At 63.4% G+C, this 22841-nt stretch carries 22 protein-coding genes; 8 read left to right on the forward strand and 14 right to left on the reverse strand.

Features of this window, described 5'->3' with window-relative positions; all coding sequences use genetic code 11:
- The first annotated feature begins 33 nt into the window (after positions 1-33).
- Positions 34-345, forward strand: a complete 312-nt coding sequence (locus ACVWWQ_RS04575) for a hypothetical protein (RefSeq protein ID WP_133949629.1) — start codon at positions 34-36, stop codon at positions 343-345.
- Between the two features lie 12 nt (positions 346-357).
- Here the strand turns inward: ACVWWQ_RS04575 and ACVWWQ_RS04580 are convergent, their stop codons facing one another.
- Positions 358-1230, reverse strand: a complete 873-nt coding sequence (locus ACVWWQ_RS04580) for an aldo/keto reductase family oxidoreductase (RefSeq protein ID WP_133949627.1) — start codon at positions 1228-1230, stop codon at positions 358-360.
- A 108-nt stretch (positions 1231-1338) separates the two neighbouring features.
- On the opposite strand from ACVWWQ_RS04580, the gene ACVWWQ_RS04585 reads away from it, so the two are divergent.
- Positions 1339-2235, forward strand: coding sequence for a LysR family transcriptional regulator (locus ACVWWQ_RS04585; RefSeq protein WP_133949625.1), 897 nt, complete (start codon positions 1339-1341; stop codon positions 2233-2235).
- A gap of 94 nt (positions 2236-2329) precedes the next feature.
- Here the strand turns inward: ACVWWQ_RS04585 and ACVWWQ_RS04590 are convergent, their stop codons facing one another.
- From ACVWWQ_RS04590 to htpX, 6 genes are all read right to left on the reverse strand, one after another.
- The gene (locus ACVWWQ_RS04590) at positions 2330-5467 is read right to left on the reverse strand and encodes a DEAD/DEAH box helicase (protein WP_133949622.1); all 3138 of its coding nucleotides are present in this window, start codon (positions 5465-5467) and stop codon (positions 2330-2332) included.
- Between the two features lie 48 nt (positions 5468-5515).
- The gene (locus ACVWWQ_RS04595) at positions 5516-5884 is read right to left on the reverse strand and encodes a hypothetical protein (protein ID WP_133949620.1); all 369 of its coding nucleotides are present in this window, start codon (positions 5882-5884) and stop codon (positions 5516-5518) included.
- 565 nt (positions 5885-6449) lie between these two features.
- Positions 6450-8093, reverse strand: a complete 1644-nt coding sequence (locus tag ACVWWQ_RS04600; RefSeq protein ID WP_099652449.1) for a Na+/H+ antiporter — start codon at positions 8091-8093, stop codon at positions 6450-6452.
- A gap of 329 nt (positions 8094-8422) precedes the next feature.
- Positions 8423-8617: a hypothetical protein gene (locus ACVWWQ_RS04605; RefSeq protein WP_133949617.1), complete on the reverse strand. Its 195-nt coding sequence runs from the start codon at positions 8615-8617 to the stop codon at positions 8423-8425.
- A gap of 168 nt (positions 8618-8785) precedes the next feature.
- Positions 8786-10654, reverse strand: coding sequence for a molecular chaperone HtpG (gene htpG, locus ACVWWQ_RS04610; protein ID WP_133949615.1), 1869 nt, complete (start codon positions 10652-10654; stop codon positions 8786-8788).
- A gap of 76 nt (positions 10655-10730) precedes the next feature.
- On the reverse strand, positions 10731-11633 hold the full coding sequence (htpX, locus tag ACVWWQ_RS04615; protein ID WP_133949613.1) for a protease HtpX: 903 nt from the start codon (positions 11631-11633) through the stop codon (positions 10731-10733).
- 107 nt (positions 11634-11740) lie between these two features.
- Between htpX and gluQRS the strand changes: the two genes are divergently transcribed.
- Positions 11741-12607: a tRNA glutamyl-Q(34) synthetase GluQRS gene (gene gluQRS, locus ACVWWQ_RS04620; RefSeq protein ID WP_133950894.1), complete on the forward strand. Its 867-nt coding sequence runs from the start codon at positions 11741-11743 to the stop codon at positions 12605-12607.
- A 112-nt stretch (positions 12608-12719) separates the two neighbouring features.
- Positions 12720-13460, forward strand: a complete 741-nt coding sequence (phbB, locus tag ACVWWQ_RS04625; RefSeq protein ID WP_099651693.1) for a beta-ketoacyl-ACP reductase — start codon at positions 12720-12722, stop codon at positions 13458-13460.
- Positions 13461-13539: 79 nt separating this feature from the next.
- On the opposite strand, the gene ACVWWQ_RS04630 is transcribed toward phbB, so the two are convergent.
- Positions 13540-14325: a tRNA threonylcarbamoyladenosine dehydratase gene (locus tag ACVWWQ_RS04630; RefSeq protein ID WP_133949611.1), complete on the reverse strand. Its 786-nt coding sequence runs from the start codon at positions 14323-14325 to the stop codon at positions 13540-13542.
- Positions 14326-14472: 147 nt separating this feature from the next.
- Here ACVWWQ_RS04630 and ACVWWQ_RS04635 point away from each other — a divergent pair, with 147 nt between their 5' ends.
- Positions 14473-14862, forward strand: a complete 390-nt coding sequence (locus ACVWWQ_RS04635; protein WP_099652448.1) for a cytochrome c — start codon at positions 14473-14475, stop codon at positions 14860-14862.
- Between the two features lie 9 nt (positions 14863-14871).
- Here ACVWWQ_RS04635 and ACVWWQ_RS04640 read toward each other — a convergent pair whose 3' ends face one another.
- From ACVWWQ_RS04640 to ACVWWQ_RS04660, 5 genes are all read right to left on the reverse strand, one after another.
- Positions 14872-15174 (reverse strand): DUF962 domain-containing protein, encoded by a 303-nt coding sequence (locus ACVWWQ_RS04640; RefSeq protein WP_133949609.1) that lies wholly within the window; start codon positions 15172-15174, stop codon positions 14872-14874.
- Between the two features lie 202 nt (positions 15175-15376).
- Positions 15377-16252 (reverse strand): pirin family protein, encoded by an 876-nt coding sequence (locus tag ACVWWQ_RS04645; RefSeq protein ID WP_133949607.1) that lies wholly within the window; start codon positions 16250-16252, stop codon positions 15377-15379.
- Between the two features lie 10 nt (positions 16253-16262).
- A complete protein-coding gene (locus ACVWWQ_RS04650) occupies positions 16263-17333 on the reverse strand; it encodes an NADH:flavin oxidoreductase/NADH oxidase (protein ID WP_133949605.1) in 1071 nt (356 codons plus the stop codon).
- 60 nt (positions 17334-17393) lie between these two features.
- Positions 17394-18296: an alpha/beta fold hydrolase gene (locus tag ACVWWQ_RS04655; protein WP_133949603.1), complete on the reverse strand. Its 903-nt coding sequence runs from the start codon at positions 18294-18296 to the stop codon at positions 17394-17396.
- A gap of 84 nt (positions 18297-18380) precedes the next feature.
- Positions 18381-18590, reverse strand: coding sequence for a cold-shock protein (locus tag ACVWWQ_RS04660; protein ID WP_099651687.1), 210 nt, complete (start codon positions 18588-18590; stop codon positions 18381-18383).
- Positions 18591-19274: 684 nt separating this feature from the next.
- On the opposite strand from ACVWWQ_RS04660, the gene ACVWWQ_RS04665 reads away from it, so the two are divergent.
- The gene (locus tag ACVWWQ_RS04665; RefSeq protein WP_133949601.1) at positions 19275-19730 is read left to right on the forward strand and encodes a hypothetical protein; all 456 of its coding nucleotides are present in this window, start codon (positions 19275-19277) and stop codon (positions 19728-19730) included.
- Between the two features lie 41 nt (positions 19731-19771).
- Here the strand turns inward: ACVWWQ_RS04665 and ACVWWQ_RS04670 are convergent, their stop codons facing one another.
- Complete coding sequence (locus ACVWWQ_RS04670) at positions 19772-21004, reverse strand: DNA glycosylase AlkZ-like family protein (RefSeq protein WP_133949599.1); 1233 nt, start codon at positions 21002-21004, stop codon at positions 19772-19774.
- A 198-nt stretch (positions 21005-21202) separates the two neighbouring features.
- Between ACVWWQ_RS04670 and ACVWWQ_RS04675 the strand changes: the two genes are divergently transcribed.
- Both ACVWWQ_RS04675 and ACVWWQ_RS04680 read left to right on the forward strand, forming a co-directional pair.
- Positions 21203-21550 carry a hypothetical protein gene (locus ACVWWQ_RS04675; protein WP_133949597.1) on the forward strand — a complete coding sequence of 116 codons (348 nt, stop codon included), beginning with the start codon at positions 21203-21205 and terminating at the stop codon, positions 21548-21550.
- Between the two features lie 120 nt (positions 21551-21670).
- Positions 21671-22765 carry a phospholipase A gene (locus tag ACVWWQ_RS04680; RefSeq protein WP_133949595.1) on the forward strand — a complete coding sequence of 365 codons (1095 nt, stop codon included), beginning with the start codon at positions 21671-21673 and terminating at the stop codon, positions 22763-22765.
- Positions 22766-22841: the final 76 nt, after the last annotated feature.

Consider the following 22841-nt stretch of genomic DNA (forward strand, 5'->3'; position numbering starts at 1 on the left):
AAGCGCGCGTTGCCAACCCGAGCCAGGAAACTCATGAGCAAGTACGGAATCGCCTTCTGCCTCGTCTGGCTGCTCGTCATGCTTGCCTGCTTTGGAATGGGCATCACCGCCGGTGGCGATTCCAAGGGGCAATTCGTATTCGCCCAGCTCCCGATTGCGCTACAAGGCAGCCTTGCCGTCAGCCTTGGCCTCGGTCCGACCCTGGAAAAGCTCTCATGGCCGGCGGCTTACTTCTTCCTGAGCGCGCCCACATTCCTCTTTCTTTACGGGCTGGGCTGGCTGATCACGGTGGCACGGCGAGCTCTCCAGCCCAGACGCAGCCGAGACGGCTCGCCAACGGCCTGATGTTTGCCCGGATCAGGACGATGGCGTCATGCCATCCAGCTCGCCGATCACATCGGCAGCCAGGCGAAGATCCGCTGCCGCCAGATTCTCGCGCAGATGCCCGATCGACGAGGTGCCGGGAATCAACAGCATGTTCGGCGCGCGGTGCAGCAGCCAAGCCAGCGCCACCTGCATCGGCGTCACGGCCAATCGCGCCGCCACATCGGACAAGGTCTGCGATTGCAGTGGCGTAAACCCGCCGAGCGGAAAGAACGGCACGTAGGCGATGCCTTGCTTGCCGAGTGCGTTGATCAAGCCGTCGTCATCGCGATGCACCAGGTTGTAGTGGTTCTGCACGCATACCACTGGCGCGATCCGCTGCGCTTCGGCGATCTGGTTGGCGGTAACGTTGCTCACGCCCAGATGGCGGATCAATCCCCGCTGCTGCAGCTCGGCGAGCGCGCTGAACTGCGATTCGATGGAGCCCTCGGCTGGCTCGTGCACGGCGCCCATGAGGCGCAGGTTGACCACGTCCAGCACATCCACGCCGAGGTGGCGCAGATTGTCATGCACCGCCCGCTGGAGCTCCGCCGGGCTCTGCGCGGCGTTCCATGACGCATCCTCGCCACGCACCGCACCGACCTTGGTCACGATCACCAGACCATCGGCATATGGATGCAGCGCCTCGCGGATGATCTTGTTGGTGACGTGCGGACCGTAGAAGTCGCTGGTGTCGATGTGATTGACGCCCGCCTCGCGCGCCGCGCGCAACACCACCAGCGCGGCAGCATGATCCTTTGGCGGACCAAACACGCCCGTGCCGGCAAGCTGCATGGCGCCATAACCCATGCGATTGACGAGGCGGTCGCCGAGGAGAAACGTACCGGCGTGTTCAAGCTGACTCATGATGATGCTCCGTGGCGCTGGCGATGATCGGGATCCATCGACTATAGGCGCACGCCTCCTGCCTGATAATCCGCCACAATCCGCACGGGCCGTACGGAGATGCGAACAGTGGCAGCAGACACCCAGGACCTCATCGCCTTCCTCGCCGTGATCCAGGCCGGCGGCTTCCGCGAAGCGGCGCGCACCGGCCATGGCTCCGCGTCGCAGTTGAGCGAGGCGGTGAAGCGGCTGGAGACACGACTGGGCGTGCGCCTGCTCCATCGCACCACCCGCAGCGTCTCGGCCACCGAGGCGGGCCAACGCCTCGCCGAACGCCTGATCCCGGCGATGGCCGAAGTGCAGGCCTCGCTCGATGTGGTCAACCACTACCGCGACCACCCCGCCGGCACACTGCGGCTCAACGTGCCGGCCAACGTGGCGCGCACCGTGCTGCCACCGATCATCACGCCCTTCCTCAAACGCTACCCCGAGATCCGGCTGGAAGTGACCGTCGAAGACAGCTTCGTCGACCTGCTCGCCGCCGGCTGCGACGCCGGCATCCGCTACGACGAGCGCCTCGCGCAAGACATGATCGCCATACCCATCGGCCCGCGCACCCAACGACTGGTCACCGCCGCCTCACCCGCCTACCTGCAAGCCCACGGCCACCCCGAACACCCCCGCGACCTGCTGCACCACGCCTGCCTGCGCGGCCAATTTTCCGGCGGCGCCGTGCCCGCCTGGGAGTTCGAGCGCAACGGCGAAATCGCCCGCGTCGACCCGCCAAGCCGCCTGCAAGTTCGCCAGGGCGCCGCCCTCGACCTCGCCGTGCAAGCCGCCATCGACGGCCTCGGCATCATCCTGCTGTTCGAAGATTGGCTACGCCCGCATTTCGACAGCGGTGCGTTGTTGCCCGTGCTCGAACCGTGGTGGCAAAGCTTCAGCGGGCCGTTTCTGTATTACTCCGGTAGGCGGCATCTGCCCTCGCCGCTGCGGGCGTTTGTGGACTTCGTTCGCGCTGTTTGACAGCGCATCACTTCACTCAAACTCGAGAACGATAAGCTACACATGAGCGGCGTTGGGAAAGGAATCCATGATCAGGCGAACGGACGCAATGGAACTACGCGCCTCGCAGCATGCTGAACTCCCGAAACCACTTTGCAGGTAACGGTTGTTCGAGGTGCCAGACGACGTTCATCGGGCGGTCTCCCTCGATACTTTCCAGCCCTACCGGACCACACGCAAGATAGGGCTCGCCCTTACGTGTACGAACGAACAACTGAAAGTGCCATCCATTAGCAGAACTTTCCATGTAACGACGCCCGCTCGCATTGTCTGGTCCCGCGCTGTTCTGCGTTTGCCAATGAAAGCGTGTAGGACTGATAGCGTAGTCACGGTAGGCTATTCGACCGTGGTAACCGGCGCTTTTGTCCAGAGTGACAAAGAGCAGTTCCGTTTTCCGAGCACGTAACGCAAGGCTTCCCGACTGAAACGGAGTTCGCTGAGTTGCCGTGAGCCATCCAACCGCAGTAAGAATCTCGCGAATGTGGTACCCAGCATGCAGGCACAGAGGTGTGTATTCCAAGCCCGGCAATGCCTTGAAAGATACGTTTTCCCGACTCTCCAATACATCAGCCAGCTCTGCCATCTCGGCGCCAATAGCTGGATTCTGGGATATGCGCTGCATGAAGGCGGCCGGCCCTCCGACTTGTGCATGAGTTCCATCGACCTGATAGGCAAGCATCTGCAACTCCGGCGCAGCGTCCTCGATCAGTTTCGCATCTACTCCGCCGGACACCCCCACCGCACGCAAAACGTCAAGCCGGCGTGGATCATCGGCGTGGCACAAGTCACCGATCCTTCGACTGAAATACGCTTCCTCCGGACCGGGCTCGGCAACCATCAGCCCCGCGTCACGCTTCAGCTCGGTCCATCCGCTACGCGCTCCCCGACGATAGATGTCCTCCAGCTCCAGCGACTGCTCACGCAGAAAATCGGCAAGAACGATGTTTCCAGTACCTCGTAGTGCCGCGTAGGTCTGCAACTCCACACGTAGCCGCCGCCAGTTGTTTGCCACCATGGCCTTCAACCCGCGCAACACCTGCTCGCGCGTTTGTCGTTGCAATTGAATGTGGCAGCCGGGCGGCAATTGACTAAATCCGTGTTCCACCGCTTCCAGTACGCCTTGACGGCTAAGCCCGGTCAGCACGGATAGCAACCGATCAAAGCGGAAGTCCATGCGGTGCTGACCCACGAAGTCCAGGATCAGGCAGCTCTCTTTGCCGGGCGAGAGGCGCAAACCACGACCGATCTGTTGCTGGAACAACAGCCCACTCTGGGTTGGCCGTAACAGAAGCAACGTATCGACCAACGGCAAATCAACGCCTTCGTTGTACAGATCAACAGTCACCAACGCACACAACTCGCCACGAGCCAAACGCTGCGGAGCAAGCCGACGCTCTTCATCGGGCGTCTCGCCTACGACGCATGCTGCCGCCAAACCCGCAGCATTGAACCAGTCGGTCATGAACTTCGCGTGGGCTACGGAAACGCAGAACACCAACGCCTTTGAGCGTCTTGGATCGGCAACCAATCGCTGCCACTCATTCACCACCAATCGCGCGCGCACATCATTTCCAGTGACCAGATTGTCAACAGCCAATCGTTCACCGGGTCGATCCCATGGCACGTCAGAAAAATCGGTAGCGTCGTCGCATGCGTAGTACTCGAATGGAGCCAGCAGTTGCTGATCCAGCGCATGCCATAAACGAAGCTCAACCGCAGGACTCCCGTCCGGTCGTGCGTCGAAATAGTTGGCGATCGACTTCCCATCGCTTCGCTCAGGAGTCGCAGTCAGGCCCAACAGCACTCGCGGTTGAATGGCGGTGACGAATGCATCGAAGCGGTTGGCGGCCAAGCGGTGACATTCGTCAACGATGACCGTATGCCAATAGCCAGCGCCCATTTCCTGAATAACCTGCCGACTGGTCAAGCTGTCGATGGTGGCAAACACGTGGTCAAAATGTTCCGGCCGACTACCACCCGTCAGCAGCTCTCCGAATTCCGGATCACGTAATACCGCTCGCCACGTATGCAACGCCTGTCGCAATATCTCTTCCCGATGCGCTACGAATAGCAGACGCGGTTGCCCACCCTCGATGGCACAGGTAAGGCGATAGTGGAATGCGGCAACCATCGTCTTGCCCGTTCCGGTAGCTGCGACCACCAAATTTCGATTGCGTCCGTGCTCACGCTCGTTGATGAGTTGTTCGAGCATCTCCTGCTGATAGTTCTTGGGTTGCAGGTCGAAGAACGTAGGCGCACCCACGTTCGGTACACCCGATTCGCGGGCGAGCGCAGAGGCAAGCGCCGTTCGGTGCTCGCTATTGTCGGAATCGTAGGACTGAAACTCGTTGTCGTCCCACAGAGTTTCGAAGTGCGCCTGCGCCCGTGAAAAAACGGCGTACTGGGAACGCTCGGTGAGCTTGACCGTCCATTCCAGGCCGCCAGTCATCGCCGCGCCTGATAAGTTGGCGCTACCGATATACGCCGAGCCAAAGCCGCTGGCGCGATGAAACATCCATGCCTTGGCATGCAAACGAGTCCGTCTGCCGTCGAGTGAAATTTTTATCTCGCACCCAGGAAGACGCGCCAACTCGTCAATCGCACGTAGCTCGGTGGCACCTGTATAGGTGGTGGTAAGGACACGGATACGCGTACCAGTCCTTTCGTGCGCATCCAGCGCGGTAACCTGACGCAACACATCCGCAATCTTCCGCACGCCAGATACGGTGATAAAGCTGACCAGGATGTCGACCCGATCGGCAGAGGTGAGCTCGCTGCGTATCTCTTGCAACAGCGACGGCGTGCCCTTGGCCGCCGTAAAAAGCCAGGGCATTCCCAAGCCAACTTGCGGCGCGGCCGGGAAGTGTCGGTGTTGGTTCACCGCTTTCAGCAGCCGCACGGGGGGAGAAACCAGGTCGATACCCTGCGCCAACTCGTCCCCATTGCGCTCAACGAGCGCTCGCTGGCGCAAAGTCAAAAGCATTGCATTGACCAACTCAAGCTGACGAAGCAACTTGTCGCTGCCTTCTCCACCCATGTCGTCGAGTACATCAGCGAGCTGACGCGCAACCGCATCAGCAAGCACGCCAACCCCGCCCCCAGTCAGTGCCTCCACCAAGGATTGCTCTGGTAGCAATCGCCCCAGCAAGCGCTCTGTCACCAGCAAATCGTACAAACCATCCTGCAACACCATGCTCAGCCCCCTGAACCATTGTTTCTTACATTACCGTGCGTCAAGCACTCAGCTGCAATGCGGTGACAGCCTGCAATCCCAATATCGTACGGCACGGAATCGACTCACGAAGCTGCTGAGATCACCCCATACAGGCAATAACGTGACCTCTTCATCCGTGGCCTGCCGCATACCGAGAAATTCGTGAAAGGCCACGTCATCAACCGTAGGACCTCCGCTGAGCGCATACAACTCAGAGTAGAGCACAGGAACATCGATTTGCTCGGCCACAAAATATTCCCAGCATTCACACGCGGTACGTATTGCCCGTTCTACTTCAGCATCATGCATTCCGCTCAAAAGTAGCCTGCCGGGCTTACTAATGTTGTCGGAATCACCATATTGATAGACGAAAACGCAATATTGATCGTCAGCCATTGCCCATACCCTCCGTCTGCTTGCCCCGTGGTTTTCGTGACTTAAGCATCCGACGCTTCACGCTCAGATACTGAGAAATTCCACTGAACGAATGAGGAACTGAGCAACGAGAGCACGGGGATAATGAACCAGATCGCGCAGAGGGCGCATCGAGTACAGACGAACATGGCCGCCGCTCTACGGGGGCTCTGTGCGGCGGTGAGTCGGAGTCGACAGGCCGCGTAGCGGGAGTCGACAAGGATGTCGACTCCTTTTCGCCCGGACAGGAGTCCGGTCGAAAAGCCCGGCCCCGGCTTACGGACTTGTTGGGCAGCAGCCCAACAAGCGCCAAGTGGGGTGGCCTCTCTTTGGGCCACGTTTCTCTGGCCACGCAGAGAAAGGTGGCTCGGCTGCCGCAGGCAGACGAAAGCCCTTGGCTGTGATGATGCTTGGACGCAGTAGCGCAAATGCGATGACCAGCTTCGCTATTGAAAAGCGATTCCGGCCTTCGCCGGAATGACGACTGGGGTGGCACCCTCCACCCCATCAGCTTCCAGACAGAAGTCCAACGAACATCCGCCCCACCCTACCGATACCGCGCCTCAATCAAATCCAATTCCCTCACCAGCTTCCGCGACGTCTCATCCGAAATCTGGAAGTGCCGCGCCAAACTGAAAATCTCCCCACGCTCCGCCTGCAACGCCGCCAACCGCAACGCCCGTTCCGCCTGATCCGCCTTGCGCAACTGCCCCGCCTCGCGATCGGAGATGGCCTCGCCACTCAAGCGGCGTTGATAGCTTCCGGTCAGCCGCGCGGCAGCTTGCGTGTAGATCGCGACATCGGCGGCGCCGGCATGTTCGACCAGCTCATGCTGGGTCTTCTCGATGGCGGCGATGGCCTTGGTGGCGGCGGCGTGGCGCGCGTGATCTTCTTCGCGCTGGGTCGCCGGCTCCGCCGGCAACTGCAGGCCGTTCAGCAGCGGCGGCAGCGCGATGCTCGCCAGCAACAAGGTCATCAGGATGACTGAGGCGGCCAGGAAAACGACCAGCTCGCGCGCGGGGAACAGCGTCTGGTCCGGCATCAGCAGTGGCAGGGTCAGCACACCCGCCAGGGTGATGGCGCCGCGCACGCCGGCCAATGTGGTCGCCACGATCAGCCGCCAGTGCGGCCGCTTGTCCACCGACTCGCCATGACGGCGCGCCCAGAACCGCGGCAGCCATAGCGACACCCACACCCAACTGAAGCGCAGCACGATCAAGGTCAGATTGATCGCCAGCGCATAGACCAGCAGCCACCACGGATTGAGATGACCGCTCTGCTCCACCGAGGCGATGGCTGCCTTGAGAATGCCCGGCAGTTGTTCACCCAGCAGCACGAACACGATGCCGTTCAATGCCAGCTGCACGGTGTTCCACACGGCGGCACGCTGCACCCGCGTGGTGGCCAGCGCGCGGCCACTGAGTTCCACGTAGCTCATCGTGATACCCGCCGCCACCGCGGCCAGGATGCCGGAGGCATGCGCGCGCTCGGCCAGCAGGTAGGCGCCGAACGGAATCAGCAGGCTGATCAGGATCGGCGTACCGCTTTCTTCGCCGAATTTTCGCGACAGCCAGCGCTGCACGAAGCTGACCGCTCCGGTGACCAGCACGCCGATGCTCACGCCCGCCAGAGCCAGCCACACAAAGGTCAGTGAAGCCGAGGCCAGCGAGAACGCGCCAGTGACTGCGGCGGCCACGGCAAACTGGAAGCAGACAAGGCCGGTGGCGTCGTTGAGCAGCGACTCGCCTTCCAGGATATGCATCAGGCGCTTGGGAATCGAAACGCGAGCGGCGATCGAAGACACCGCCACCGGATCGGTCGGCGACACCACCGCCGCCAACGCAAAGGCAACCGCCAGCGGCATCGCCGGAATCATCCAGTGGATGAGGAAGCCGGCACCGAGCACGGTGAATACCACCAGCCCCAACGCCAATTCGAGGATCTGCCCGCGGTCGCGCAGCAAGCCATCCTTGGGAATGCGCCAGCCATCGAGAAACAGCAGCGGCGGCAGGAACAGCAGGAAGAACGTCTTCGGCTCCAGCGTCACACCGTGGTTGAGCAGGCCGGCGATGATGGCACCCAACCCGATCTGCACCAGCGGCAGCGGCAACGCGAGCGGCAACACGCGCACGAGGTAACCGCTGGCCACCACCGCCAGCAACATTGCCAGTACCAGTTCAATCGAATTCACGTGGAATCCCCGAGATAAGCCGATGTGCATCCGCCACGAATCACCGGAGCCATGTCCAGAGCAAGCATGCCGATCCCGCACAACACAGGGTAACGGTTTCGAGGGTGGCCGGGTCGGAGCCCCATGACATTTACTCAGCTCCCGTTCGTCATGAGCTTGCGGTGGACCACCGAAGACAGGACAGGCGATGGGCTGGCCACGTCCGCGTTGCGTCGACTGCGCCCGCTGCGCGCAGCGTGATCAGTTGGGGATCGAAAGGCTCCGGACAAATGCCGTACGCGTCAGCACCGATTGCGGTGACAACTCTTGCTCCTGAATCCCCGTCGCCGCTAAATCCTCGCTGCCGGATACAACCAGCGAGCGTGGGTCAGCGTCAGCAATTCCGGCACGCCGGAGCTTTCGTTCCATAGCGCGGCGCACTGTTTGCAGCGCATCAAAAAGCTGGGAGCCTCGGGATTGGCAGCCAGACGCTCGAAACGGTCGTAGGGCGCGTGGTAGCCGGATTGGCAATCGGTACAGAGCATGCAGATCGAAGTTGAAGAGGCGTCGGTCACGAACCCGCCGACGGGGCGAACGAGGTAAGGCGTCGCAGTTTACGCCGCCAACTCGGTCCGCGCCTTCGCAAGAGCGAGAGGCACAAGAAGAAAGCCCGCCGGATGGCGGGCTTTCCTGTCAGCAAAACGCGAAACGTCTTACCCCAGCAGGACCCGATTCATCCGCTGCACAAACGCGGCCGGATCGGGCAACTGCGCACCGGCTGAAATCTCCGCCTGCTCCAGCAGCAGCGTGGCGAGGTCCTTGGCCTTGGCTTCATCGGCTTCGGTCTCGACCCGCTTGACCAGTGCATGCGCGGGATTGATCTCCAGCGTCGGCTTGGAGTCCGGCATGTCTTGCCCGGCTTCGCGCAGCAGACGGGCCAGATGCGGCGCCATCTCGTAATCGCTCAAGGCGAGGCAGGACGGCGAGTCGGTCAGGCGTGCCGATACCTTCACTTCGCCCACGCGATCGCCCAGCAGCTCCTTCAGCTTCTTCAGCAGCGGCTCGGCTTCCTTGGTCGCCTCTTCCTGCTTCTTCTTGTCGGCCTCGTCCAGCGGCACGTCGCCCTTGGCGACGCTCTTGAGCTTCTTGCCTTCGTACTCGCTCAGGCTGCCGATCATCCATTCGTCGATGCGGTCGGACATCAGCAGCACTTCGATGCCCTTGGCCTTGAACGCTTCCAGCTGCGGGCTGCCGAACGCGGCGGCGTAGCTGTCGGCGGTGATGTACCAGATCGCATCCTGGCCGACGGCCATGCGGCCGATGTAGTCGTCCAGCGAGGTGGTCTGGTGGGTGCCGTCACCCTTGGTGGAGGCGAAGCGCAGCAGCTTGGCGATGCGCTCGCGGTTGTTGGCGTCTTCGCTGATGCCTTCCTTGAGCGTGTTGCCGAAGGCCTTGTAAAAGGTGGCGAATTTCTCGGGTTCGTCGCGGGCAAGCTTCTCGATCAGGTCGACCACGCGCTTGACGCAGGCGGCCTTGATCCGATCGAGCTGGCGGTTGTGCTGCAGGATCTCGCGGCTGACGTTGAGCGGCAGGTCGTCGGCATCGACCACGCCGCGCACGAAGCGCAGGTAGTTCGGCAACAGCTCTTCGGCGGCGTCCATGATGAAGACGCGCTTGATGTACAGCTTCAGCCCCTTGCGCTCGTCGCGGCCACCCATCATCAGATCGAACGGCGGCTGCGACGGCAGGTACAGCAAGGTGGTGAAGCTCTGGCTGCCTTCGACGCGGTTGTGCGTCCACGCCAGTGCGTCGTTGAAGTCGTGACCGAGCGACTTGTAGAAGCTCTGGTAGTCCTCGTCGGAAATCTCCGACTTGGGCTTGGTCCACAGCGCCGAGGCGGCGTTGATGGTTTCGAATTCGTCGCTCGGCTTGCCATCTTTCTCGATCGGCATGCGGATCGGGAAGGCGACGTGATCGGAGTACTTGGTGATCAGCGAGCGCAGCTGCCAGCGCTTGAGGAACTCGTCCTCGTCGGCCTTCAGGTGCAGGATCACCGAGGTGCCGCGCTGCGGCTGGTCGACCTGCTCCAGCGAGTATTCGCCCTTGCCGTCGCTTTCCCACTTCACGCCCTCGCCTTCCGGCGCGTCGGCGCGGCGGGTGATCACGGTGACCTTGTCGGCCACGACGAAGGCGGAATAGAAGCCCACGCCGAACTGGCCGATCAGACGCGCGTCGGCCTGCTGCTCGCCGGACATCGCTTCGAGGAAGCGCTTGGTGCCGGAGCTGGCGATGGTGCCGATGTTCGCCACCACTTCATCGCGGGTCATGCCGATGCCGTTGTCGTGCACGGTGACGGTGCGCGCGTCCGGATCCCAGCTGACGTCGATGTGCAACTCGCTGTCGCCGGCCGACAACGCCGGGTTGGCGATCGACTCGAAGCGCAGCTTGTCGCAGGCGTCGGAGGCGTTGGAAATCAACTCGCGCAGGAAGATTTCCTTGTGCGAGTACAGCGAATGCGTGACCAGATGCAGGACCTGGGCGACTTCGGCTTCGAATTTGCGGGTTTCGGCAGGTGCGTTCATGCGTGGATTTTCCGTTGTTGCGTGGGACGTGAAATGACGGCCGTCGCAGCATGCTGCGACGACACGAACCTCTAGATTAGCGCTGCACGGTGGCGTTTTGCAGCGCGGCGATGCGTTCATCCAGCGGCGGATGGCTCATGAACAGGCGCTTGAAACCTTCGGCCAGCGGACCGGAGATGCCGAACGCGGCAATGGTGTTGGGCAGCGTGCTTTCGCCATGATTGCCCTTGAGCCGCTGCAACGCGGAGATCATCGCGCCGCGACCGGCGAACTGGGCGCCGGCGGCATCGGCGCGGAACTCGCGCCAGCGCGAAAACGCGGCCACGATCATCGAGGCGAACAGGCCGAAGATCACCTGCAACACCATCACCACCACGAAGTAGCCGATGCCGCCGCCACCGCGATTGTCGTCGCGACCGCCCGACATCCAGCTGTCCACCGCGCGACCGACGATGCGGGCGGCGAGGATCACCAGCGTGTTCAGCACGCCCTGGATCAGGGTCAGCGTGACCATGTCACCGTTCGCCACATGGCCGATCTCGTGGCCGAGCACGGCCGTGACCTGGTCGCGGTCCATCTGCTGCAGCAGGCCGGAGCTGACTGCCACCAGCGAGCTGTTCTTCGTCATGCCGGTGGCGAAGGCGTTCATTTCCGGCGCGTCGTAAATCGCCACCTCGGGCATGCCGATGCCGGCGTTCTGCGCGTGGCGGCGCACGGTGTCGACCAGCCAGCGCTCGGTTTCATTCTGCGGCTGGGTGATCACCTTGGCCCCGGTGGACCACTTGGCGATCATCTTGGACATGGCCAGCGAGATGAACGCGCCGCCCATGCCGAACACGGCGGCGAACGCCAGCAGGCCGCCCATGCCGCCATAACCGCGGCTGGCGGCCATCTGGTCGATGCCGAACAGATGGCAAACGATGCTCAGCAGCAGCAGGACGGCAAGGTTGGTGCCGATGAATAACGCAATGCGACGCATGGCTGTCTCTCGTGATGGCAGTCATGAAAGGGACTGGGAACTGCATGGGAATTCGGGGCGACAGCGGGTGCTTTCAAGGGTGCGGCGTGGGCATTTACCATGGGCCGATGAGCTATCGCGGCCGCTTCGCCCCCTCGCCCACCGGACATCTGCATTTCGGCTCGCTGGTTGCCGCGGTCGGCAGCTGGCTGTGCGCGCGGCATGCCGGCGGCCAGTGGCTGGTACGGGTCGAGGACATCGACCCGCCGCGTGAGGTCGCCGGTTCGGCGGCCAGCATGCTGGCCGCCCTGCCGGCCTTCGGGCTGGTGGCGGATGCGCCGCCGCTGTTCCAGTCGCAGCGACTGGGCGCGTATGCCGCCGCACTCGACCAACTGCGTGTGGCCGGGCGGGTGTTTCCGTGCTGGTGCAGCCGCAGCGAACTGGCCCGCGGCGACGGCATCCATCGCGACGGCCACTGTGTGGCCACGCCGCAAGCTGGCCAACCACCCGCGTGGCGGTTGCGCGCGCCGGACATCGAGCTGCGCTTCGAGGATGCGTTGCAAGGCCCGCAACAGCAGCGCCTGCGCGACGAGGTGGGCGACTTCGTGCTGCGCCGGGCCGACGGCCTGTACAGCTATCAGCTGGCCTGCGTGGTGGACGACGCGTTTCAGGAGATCAGCGAAGTGGTACGCGGCCTGGATCTGCTCGACTCCACCGCACGGCAGATCTGGCTGCAGCGCTGTCTTGGACTGCCCACACCGGCGTATCGACACCTGCCGCTGGTGCTGGGCGAGGACGGGCGCAAGCTGTCGAAGTCCGAACAGGCCTTCGCGGTCGACCCGGCGAACCCGTTGCCAGCATTGCGCCGCGCCCTTGCCTTCCTGCGGGTGCCGCTACCCGAAGCCGCGGGCAGCGCCGTCGAGCTGCTGGAAAAGGCGCGGGCACATTTCGATCCGGCCCATTTGCCGCATTGCAGCGATCACTCTGTCGCCTGAACGGCTATAACTAGGGGACGCGTCAAAGTCGGCAGCGGTGCAGTTGAAACATGCGCCGGACAGGCTTCCACGCGAACGTCTTTTGCCCCACCCGAACAGGAGATTCAAGGACATGACTCAGCGCACGGCATTGGTTACAGGTGGCACCGGCGGCATCGGCAGCGCGATCGTTCGCCACCTGGCCAAGCAGGGACATCGGGTAGCCAGCAATTATCGTGATCCGGACAAGGCCGAGGCCTGGCGCAAGGCGATGGCCGCCGAAGGCATCGAGGTATGCCTGGTGCAAGGCGACGTCACCGACCCGGAGGCATGCGCGGCGATGGTGCGGGCGATCGAGGAGAAGTGCGGCCCGGTCGAGATCCTGGTCAACAACGCCGGCATCACCCGCGACACGACCTTCCACAAGATGAATTACCAGCAGTGGACGGATGTGATCAACACCAACTTGAACGCTTGCTTCAATGTCACCCGCGCGGTGATCGACGGCATGCGGGCGCGCAAGTGGGGTCGCATCGTGCAGATCAGCTCGATCAACGGGCAGAAGGGCCAGTACGGCCAGGCCAACTACGCCGCGGCCAAGGCCGGCATGCACGGCTTCACGATTTCGCTGGCGCAGGAGAACGCGAAGTTCGGCATCACCGTGAACACCGTCTCGCCCGGTTACGTCGCCACCGACATGGTGATGGCCGTGCCGGAGGAAGTGCGCGCGAAGATCGAGGCGCAGATCCCGCTCGGCCGTCTCGGCCGGCCGGACGAAATCGCCCACGCCGTGGCCTTTCTCACCGGCGAGGAAACCTGCTGGATGACCGGCGCCAACCTGGCGATCAACGGTGGGCAGTACATGGGTTGGTAGTGAAGCGCGCGTAGGAGCGCACCCTGTGCGCGATGCTTTTGGATTCATCAGGCAAAGGCATCGCGCACAGGGTGCGCTCCTACCGCTCCAGCAGTTTCTCCAGCACTTTCCCTACCGCCGCGAAGGCGAAGGCACCAGTGATGTGCGTGGCGGCGCCCAGCCCGCCGCCGCAGGCCAGGTTCATCGAATCGCCGCCCGGCGGGCGCGTGCCGCAGACGGTGCCATCGGGCTGCGGGTATTGCACGTTCTGCAGCGAATAGACGGCTGACACGCCGAAGTAGCGGCTGGCGTTGCGCGGGAAGTTGAAGTCGGCGCGGAGCTTCTTGCGGATCAGGCTGAACATCGCGTCGTGTTCGGTACGCGACAGGTCGCGCACGCGAATCTGGGTGGGATCGGTGCGCCCGCCGGCCGAGCCCACGCTGATGATCGGCAGCTTGCGCCGACGGCACCAGGCGATGGTTTCCAGCTTCACCCGGAACGCATCGCAGGCGTCCAGCACCACGTCGTAGCCGCGGTCGAGCAGCTCATCGAGCGTGGAGGTGGTGAGGAAGCGTTCGATCGCCTCCAGCCGGATGGTCGGGTTGATCGCATGCGCACGCGCGGCCATCACGCCTACCTTGGTCTTGCCGTACTCGCCATCCAGCGCGTGCAACTGGCGGTTGGTGTTGGATACGCAGACTTCATCGGCGTCGATCAGGGTGAGCCGGCCCACGCCACTGCGCGCCAGCGCCTCCACTGCCCACGAGCCGACGCCGCCAATGCCGATCACGCAGACATGCGCCTGTGCCAGGCGCGCCACGCTGCCCTTGCCGTAAAGACGTTCGACGCCCGCGAAGCGCTCGGCCTGGAAATTCGCCTCGCTCATCGCGTGCCACCGGGGGCTGGGGTCGTTTTTGGATGAATCACGGGCAAGCCTCGTTGATGGCAATCGGTCATTTTATCGCGCCCGGCTGACCGAGGTATGCCGGCGCAAGGTATCCTGCAAGCTGTTTTCATTTCCGGAACCGTAACGATGCGCGTAGCCCTGATGATCCTGCTTGGCCTGGTGATTGGCGTGATCGGCACTGTCAACGTGATGAATACGCTGAGCGCCCGCAACCCGATGCCGAAGGCGGTGATGGAAACCATGGGTTACCACATGGGCGAGCTGAAGAACGCGATCAAGGCGAAGCAGTGCGACCCGGCCAAGATCCAGCACCACCTGGCCCGCCTTGAATCCACCGCCAGCGACATCACGCCGGTGTTCGGCGTGGACGAAAAGACATTCACCGACGATGCGACCCAGCTGCAGACTCGCCTGCATCAGGCCGTGCAGGCGGCACCGGCCAATTGCGAAGCGCTGATGGCCGCGATCAAGCCGGTCGGCGAAACCTGCAAGAGCTGTCACCAGCAATATCGCTGAGTCCGGCGCTCAGAAGCGGATCTTGCCGTGCAGCATCTGGCTGTACATCACCCAGTCGCCGGCCAGGCTGTAAAGCGGATGCTTGAACGTGGCCGGGCGGTTTTTCTCGAACATGTAATGCCCGACCCAGGCGAAGCCGTAGCCGAACAGCGGCGCCAGCCACAGCCACCGAAGCTGGCCACTGGCGATGGCCAGCACGATCACCGCGATCACCAGGGTGCTGCCGATGAAATGCAGTCGGCGGCAGCGGCGATTGCTGTGCTCTTGCAGATAGAACGGATAGAACTCGGCGAAGCTGGCGTAGCTGGACATGGGGACGCTCCGCGCGTGGATAAGCCGATTCTGCCGCATCTTCGGTAGGGCGGGCACTGCCCGCCGGCTCTTCCATCCACCGAAGAGAGGGCGGCGGGCAGTGCCCGCCCTACAAAGGCGAGTACGACTCAATGTAGGAGCGCACCCTGTGCGCGATGCTTTTCTGCCACGTGACGAAGAGCATCGCGCACAGGGTGCGCTCCTACTTGGGCAGCGGGATGAACTCCTGATCGTCGCCGGGCACGACGGGGAAACGTCCTTCGCGCCAGTCGGCCTTGGCCTGTTCGATGCGTTCGCGGCTGCTGGCCACGAAGTTCCACCGCAGGTGACGTTCGCCATCCAGCGGCGCGCCGCCGAACAGGATCACCCTGCTCGCTTCGCTGGCGTGCAGGGTCGGCGGCTCGTCGCCGGCCTGCACCGCCATCTGGTGCTGGCCGATGTCCAGATCACCCCACCGAACCGCACCGTCGATCACATGCACGCCGCGCTCGGCATGTTCGCCCGGCAGCGCCAGCTCGGCACCCGCCTGCAGACTCACTTCCAGCAGGAACATCGGCGCGAACACCTTGACCGGCGACTGTTTGCCGTAGGCACTCCCGGCGATCAACACGCCCTCGACCCCGGGCAGACTGACGCGCGGCAAGGCCTCGCGATCGTGATGGTGGAATTCCGGTGCGACCTCGGCGTCGGCCTGCGGCAACGCCACCCATATCTGGATGCCGTGCAGCAGCTGGCCGCCCTCGCGAACGTCGGGCGGAGTGCGCTCCGAATGCGTGATGCCGCGTCCCGAAGTCATCCAGTTGACCGCGCCGGGACGGATGTCGGCCAGGCTGCCCAGGCTGTCGCGATGGCGAATCACGCCGTCGAACAGCCAGGTCACCGTGGCCAGCCCGATATGCGGGTGCGGGCGGACGTCCATGCCTTTTCCTGCGGGAAAGCTCACCGGCCCCATGTGGTCGAAGAACACGAACGGACCGACGTGGCGCGCCTGCAGCACCGGCAACATGCGACGCACCACAAAGCCATCGCCGAGGTCGTGCTCCCTGGCATTGGCGATCAACTGGGGACGGTTTTCCATCGTGCTCTCCCTACCAGGCCCGCTGATATTGCGCCGGCGCGTCTATTTTCACACCCAGCGCTTCCGCCGCACGGCGGGGGAAGTACGGATCGCGCAGGCTTTCGCGGGCGATCGCCACCAGGTCCGCCTCGCCATTGGCGATGATGTCGTCAGCCTGCTCAGGCTCGGTGATCAGACCCACCGCCGCGGTGGCGATGTCCGCTTCGCGGCGGATCTGCGCGGCGAACGGCACCTGGTAACCCGGCCGCAGTGGAATTTTCACGTGCGGCAGCAAGCCGCCGCTGGACACGTCGATCAGATCCACGCCCAGCGCCTTCAGCTGGCGCGCCAGCTCGACGCTCTGTTCGACATCCCAGCCACGGGGGCCGTCCTCAGGCGCCCAATCGGTCGCCGAAATGCGCACCCAGAGGGGCAGCTCGGCCGGCCATACCTCGCGCACCGCGGCAACCACTTCGCGGGTCAGTCGGGTGCGGTTGTCGAAACTGCCGCCGTAGCGATCCTCGCGCTGGTTGCTCAACGGCGACAGGAACTGGTGCAGCAGATAGCCATGCGCAGCATGCACTTCGATCAGTTCGAAGCCGGCCTCCAGCGCGCGTTGCGCCGCGGCGCGAAAATCGGCGATCACCGCCTGGATGCCGGCCTCGTCCAGCGCCTGCGGCACATTCCAGCCCGCATCGAAGGGCAGCGCGGATGGTGCGACCACGGTCCAGTCACCTTGCCCGGCAGGCACCGGGCCATGCCCGTCCCATGGACGGAGCGTGCTGGCCTTGCGCCCGGCGTGGGCAAGCTGCACGCCGGCGATCGCGCCGTGCTCGCTGATGAAGCGGGTGATCGGCTGCCACGCCTGCATTTGCGCGTGATTCCACAGGCCGGCGTCCTGCGGCGAGATGCGACCCTCCGCGGAGATCGCCGCGGCCTCGCTGATGACTACCGCCGCACCGCCGACGGCGCGACTGCCCAGATGCACCAGGTGCCAGTCATTGGGAACACCCTCGGTGGCGGAGTATTCGCACATGGGCGACACCACCAGACGGTTGCGCAAGGTCAGGCTGCGTTGCTTGAACGGATCGAATAGGTTCATCGGTGATTCCATCGCATGGGAAACAGCGACATTCGGGCGACGAGCCAGGTAATCAAGCCGTCACGGGGTCGGATCGGTGAACGGCGTGTCTTCCGCGGCAAGCCATTCGCTCATGCGCGCGGCAAGCGGCGCCGGCTTTTTCATCCAGCTGAAATGGTCGGCCGGCACGCCTGCCAGATCGTCGCGGCTGATCACCTCAATCTGCCTGATCCCGGCTCCCAGCTTGCCCAACAGCCACTCCAGCGAAGCCTGCGGACCCAGCCAGTCCTCCTTCAGGCGCAGCGCCAGCACCGGCAACTGCACGGCGGCGAGCTGCGCCTCGAAGTCCTGCGGCATGCCCTTCGCGGCATATCGACCGCTGCGGCCGCTGCGCGCCCAGTCGTCGATGACCCCGCGCGCCTCATTGCCGCCAAAGCCGATCCGGCGCCCCGGCAGGTGTCCCACCCATCGGGCCAGTACCGGCGCCACGACATACGCCAGTCCGATCAACCAGCCGTACCGAAACCGCCGCCAATACGGCGAGCCGCTGGCCACCAGCAACAGACCGGCAAACGCCCGGGGATGCAGGCTCGCGTAGAGCATCGCCACCTGCCCACCGAGACTGTGACCGCCCAACCACCGGCGCGCCTGCGGCCAGCGCTGGTCCAACTGCGCCATGCCCGCGGGCAGGTCATCAAGCAGCAATTGCCGATAGCTCCAGTTGCAGTGCCGGCTGGCGCGCCGGTTGCTGGAGCCGATGCCGCGCCACTCATGCAGAACCACCGCCACGCCGGTAGCGGCCAACGCTCGCGCCAGTGGCAGGTAATGCCTGGCGGGAATGCCCATCGCCGGAAGCCAGTACAGCAACCGTTGCCAGTCGCCCCGGGGCAATACCGCCAGCAACTCGAAACGGGCGCCATCGGCAGCAGTCACCGGAATGACCCATTCGTTCGCCGCATTATCGTCAACAGGAAAATCGGTCATTCGCACAGGCTACCCAATCACCGCGCCGACCACAAAAAAGGGCCGGCTTGCGCCGGCCCCTTCAAGCAAACTCGTTCTCCGCGATCAAACCGGGGTAACGTCTTCGGCCTGCAAGCCCTTCTGTCCGTCCACGACATTGAAGCTGACCTTCTGGCCTTCCTGCAGGCTTTTGAAACCCGAGCCGGTGATGGCGCGGAAATGCACGAATACGTCAGGGCCATTCTCACGGCTGATAAAGCCGAAACCCTTGGCGTCATTGAACCACTTCACGGTACCTACTTCACGATCCGACATGACTCACTCCGATCCTAAACGCTGAGACAAACCGACCCCAACGGGTCGACGGTTTTACTGAGCATGCACGGTCCGGTGCAACAGTCGGATTGAAAAAATCCCTACCGGGCACTCTTGTCGCCAAGCAGACGCAGTGATCCAAGCATAACGGATTTTTGTCGTCGCGTGATTTGTCAAGCGCCCTCGCGGGGATTGTTTTGTGGGGACAAATCCGGACACTTCCGGGCCGGTTTTGCCCCTCCCGTGGCACCGGTCTGGCCGACCCGGTTTCTCTGACCAGGTGGCCTGGCCTTGGGCAAACCCGGGAATCACCCGCAGCGAGTTGCGGGCGGTCTTGATAATCGCCCGGGCGGGAAAGCGACCGGGTCAAAGTCGCCTGCGCTTGAGCCGAAGCCACCGGGGTCGGCAAACCCATACGCGCCATTTGTTTCGCGGTCGAAGTGGTCGTGGTGACCGTCGAAGGGGAACACGACAGAAAATCCCGCCACCGGAGGTCGTGGCAGGCCGGTGCCCTTCATCGCCTCGCCGGAAAGCGAGCCCGGCTGGAGACTTTGCAAAATCCGCCTACCCACGCGAATTCAGGTTTTGTTGACTGATCACGCGCTCTAGTGTGCAGGCCCGACCGGGTTCGACGTCATACTGCGACGGGCGAACCTGTTACCGAAGAAACCAAGGAGATCGAAGATGTCCACTTTGTCCCGCTCGATCCTGACCGGCGTGCTTGGCGGTCTGTTGCTGGCTGGCTGCACTCAGCACGCAACCACCAAGGCCAGCACACCCGTGCGGACGACCAGCACGACGTCCTCCTCGCCACCCAGCACACCGCCTCGCCATCACGTCGTTCGCACCACCGACACCACCACCCCCGCAAGCGAGTCGACCGGAAGCACCGGTATCGCCGCCTGCGACGACTACTTGTCCAGCTACCTTGCCTGCCATCGCGCCGCACAAATCTATCCGGCGGACCAACTGCAATCACGCTACGAAGCCATGCGCAGCAGCCTGCTGCGGGATGCGAAGGATCCGGACATCCGCCCGCAACTGAGGGCCCGCTGCAACTCGCTGGCCACGCAATTGCGTCAGGTGCTGGATGGAAAGTCGTGCGCGTCAACTCCGGCACCGGCCACCAGCACGCCCTGACACCGCACGATCGCCGGCGACGTTGAACCGGAAGCCCGCCGCTAGCCGCCTCGCCACTCGGCGCGCAGCAGTCGGGCCAGCGCCACCGGTCGGGTGGTGCCGAGCCTGACCTGCCCGGTTCCGTGCCACTCGGCCGTGGCCTGGATGGCCTTGGCGACCGCGTGAACCAGCGCCGGCTCGGGTCGAACCTCCGGTTCCAGATACATGGCCTTGATCTCGAATATTCCGCTGTCACGATGCGCCTTGGCATCGAGTCGGCCGATCAACCGCCCGCGATGCAGGATCGGCAGCACGAAATAGCCGTAGCGACGCTTCGCCGCCGGCGTGTAGCACTCGATGGTGTACTCGAAGTCGAACATCGCCAGTGCCCGCTGGCGATCCCAGACCAGCGGATCGAACGGCGACAGCAAGGTGGTGAGGGTGGGCCGCAACCTTCCGGCCATGGCCTTCTCCAGCAGCTCGGCATGGTCACCATGGATGTAGCCCGGACTGTCCCAACCCTCGACGGGCACGGCCAGCAGCTCGCCACTGGCCAGCAACGGCGCCAGCTCGCGGTCGGTGACCCTCGGCTTCAGGCGGAAATAATCGGCGATCCATGCCGCCGGTGTCACCCCGAGAGCGCGCACCGCTTCCACGATGAAATGCTGGCGACGCTGAGCCGCGTTGAAGCTCAGGTCGGCATCGAGCGGCGGCTGCAATCCGGCCAGCACCCTCTCGGTCAGGTCATATACCCGCTGAAACTTCTCGCGCCGCACCACCATCAGCTCACCGAGCGCGAAACAGGCCTCCAGCCAGCGCTTCTCGGGTTTCCATTCCCACCAACCGGACTGACTGGCACCGTCGCGACGCGCAAAATCCGCGGCGCGCATCGGGCCCTCTTCGCGGATACGTGCGAGCAAGGCGTTCATTTCGTCGCGGTGCTCACCATGCATGCGCACGGCATGTCGATGTGCCCAATGGTGGCTGCGATGGTCCTGGTCACCGCGATGCCAGGCAAGGTCGGCGGCAATGACGAAACAGGCTTCGTGCGCCCAGCACTCCGCCAGCCGCCCTTGTTCCAGCGCCTCGTCCAGCCAGGTTTCGGGGTAATGGCCCAGACGGGAATGCAGGACCAGATAAGGACTGCGCGCCACCACGTGGATCGTGTCGATCTGCAGCAAGCGCATCCGCTCGATCGCGGCGACCACATCCGCACGCACCGCGCGCCGTTTTGGTCGCTGCAGCAGCCCCTGCGCGGACAACTGCATGAGGCGCGCTTGCGAGAGCTTCAGCATGGGCTGATTTGCTGAAGCGTTGCCCAACGAGGGTACTTCTTCACGGCTTCACGACTGAAACCTTGAGGCGGCATTTACAAATTCCCTGCTAGCGTGGAGGCGGTTGCATCGAAGCGGGTGGCGGCCAGCATCTTCAATTACCCGCGCACTTTTAGCTGATCATTCTGGCGTTGATCATTCTGGCATGGAGTTCTGATGATGAAATATCGCAAACCACTGTTGACTGCCCTCGCCGCATCGGCCTTGATGCTCGCCGGCCAGGCCATGGCCCAAGACACCACCGGCACTGCTCCTGCACCCGCTGACCAGACCACGGCCACCATGAACACCCCCAGCGGCGAGCTCACGGTGCACTCCAGCATGCCACCGGCCCCTCCGGCCGGACCGGCACCTTCGTTCGAACAGTTGTCCGGCGGTACGAAGTACATCACCGAAGCCCAGGCGGCAGCCTATCCGCTGCTGGCGAACGACTTCCTCTACGCCGATCACAACCGTGACGGTCGCGTCAGCAAGGAGGAATACAAGCGCTGGACAGCCAACAAATAACGCGTTTTTCAGGGTGCCGGCCTGCTGTCGGTCGGCACCTGCTGGCGAGGGCAGGGCCATCATCTGCAGTCCACGCCGACTCCGCTAGACTGGCCTGCCCTGCCCAGGAAACTGTTGCACATGAAGCCATTGATGGCGGCCGCGGCCGTGACTTTCTGCGGATTCTGCGTCAGCGCGCCGCTGCGTGCCCAGAACCCCGACCCCACCGACATCCGGGGCTGCACCGCCATCGAAAGCGACGCGCAGCGCCTCGCCTGCTATGACCATGCCACCGGCCGGGTAAACCTGCCCGTGGCGCAGAAAAGACCGAATACGGGCGCTGACGCGCCCAACGTCTTCAGTCGTGACGGCAAACGTGCCACGGCCCAGGTGCCGGGCAACAGCGAGGTGGACCAGCCCCTGTCCCTGCTGGACAGCCGCTGGGAGCTTTCACCGGAAAGCAAACTGGGCACGTTCAACATTCGGGGCTACAAGCCGGTCTATGTCATGCCGGTCTTCCTCACCAGCAACCAGAACAACATGCCCACCAGCCCCAACCCGGACAACCGGGTTGCCGGCAAGGGTGAGCAGTTGCAGAACGCCGAGACCAAATTCCAGCTCAGCCTGAAGGCGAAGGTATGGCAGGGAGTGTTCGGCGACGCCGGCGATCTGTGGGTTGGCTATACCCAGTCATCGCGTTGGCAGGTCTACAACGCCAAGCTCTCGCGCCCGTTCCGCGAGACCGATTACGAGCCTGAGGCGATGCTGGTCTTTGGTACGCACTACAACGTGTTTGGCTGGGAAGGACGGCTGCTCGGCATCGGCGTGAACCATCAGTCGAACGGGCGTGGTGATCCGCAGTCGCGGAGCTGGAACCGGGTGATTGCCAATGTGGGCTTCGAGCGTGACGGCTGGACGGTCATGCTGCGCCCGTCGTGGCGCATTCCGGAACCACGCGCCGACGACGACAACCCCGATATCGCCGATTACATGGGCCGCGGTGAAGTCCAGATCGTGCATGAATGGCATGGTCAGGAGTTCGGCATGATGTTGCGTCACTCCCTGCGTGGCGGCAGCAAGAGCCATGGCGCGGCACGATTCAGCTGGAGCTTCCCGGTGGCCGGCAACTTCCGCGGCTACATGGAAGTGTTCAAGGGCTATGGCGAAAGTCTGATCGACTACAACCACAACGCCACCTACCTCGGCGTGGGCATCTCCCTGCTCGACTGGTACTGATGGTTGCCTGAAACAAAAGGCCCGGCATGTGCCGGGCCTTTTGCATTGTCCGGAATCAATCCGGACGTCACGGACA

It is taken from the genome of Rhodanobacter sp. TND4EL1 (assembly GCF_054061035.1).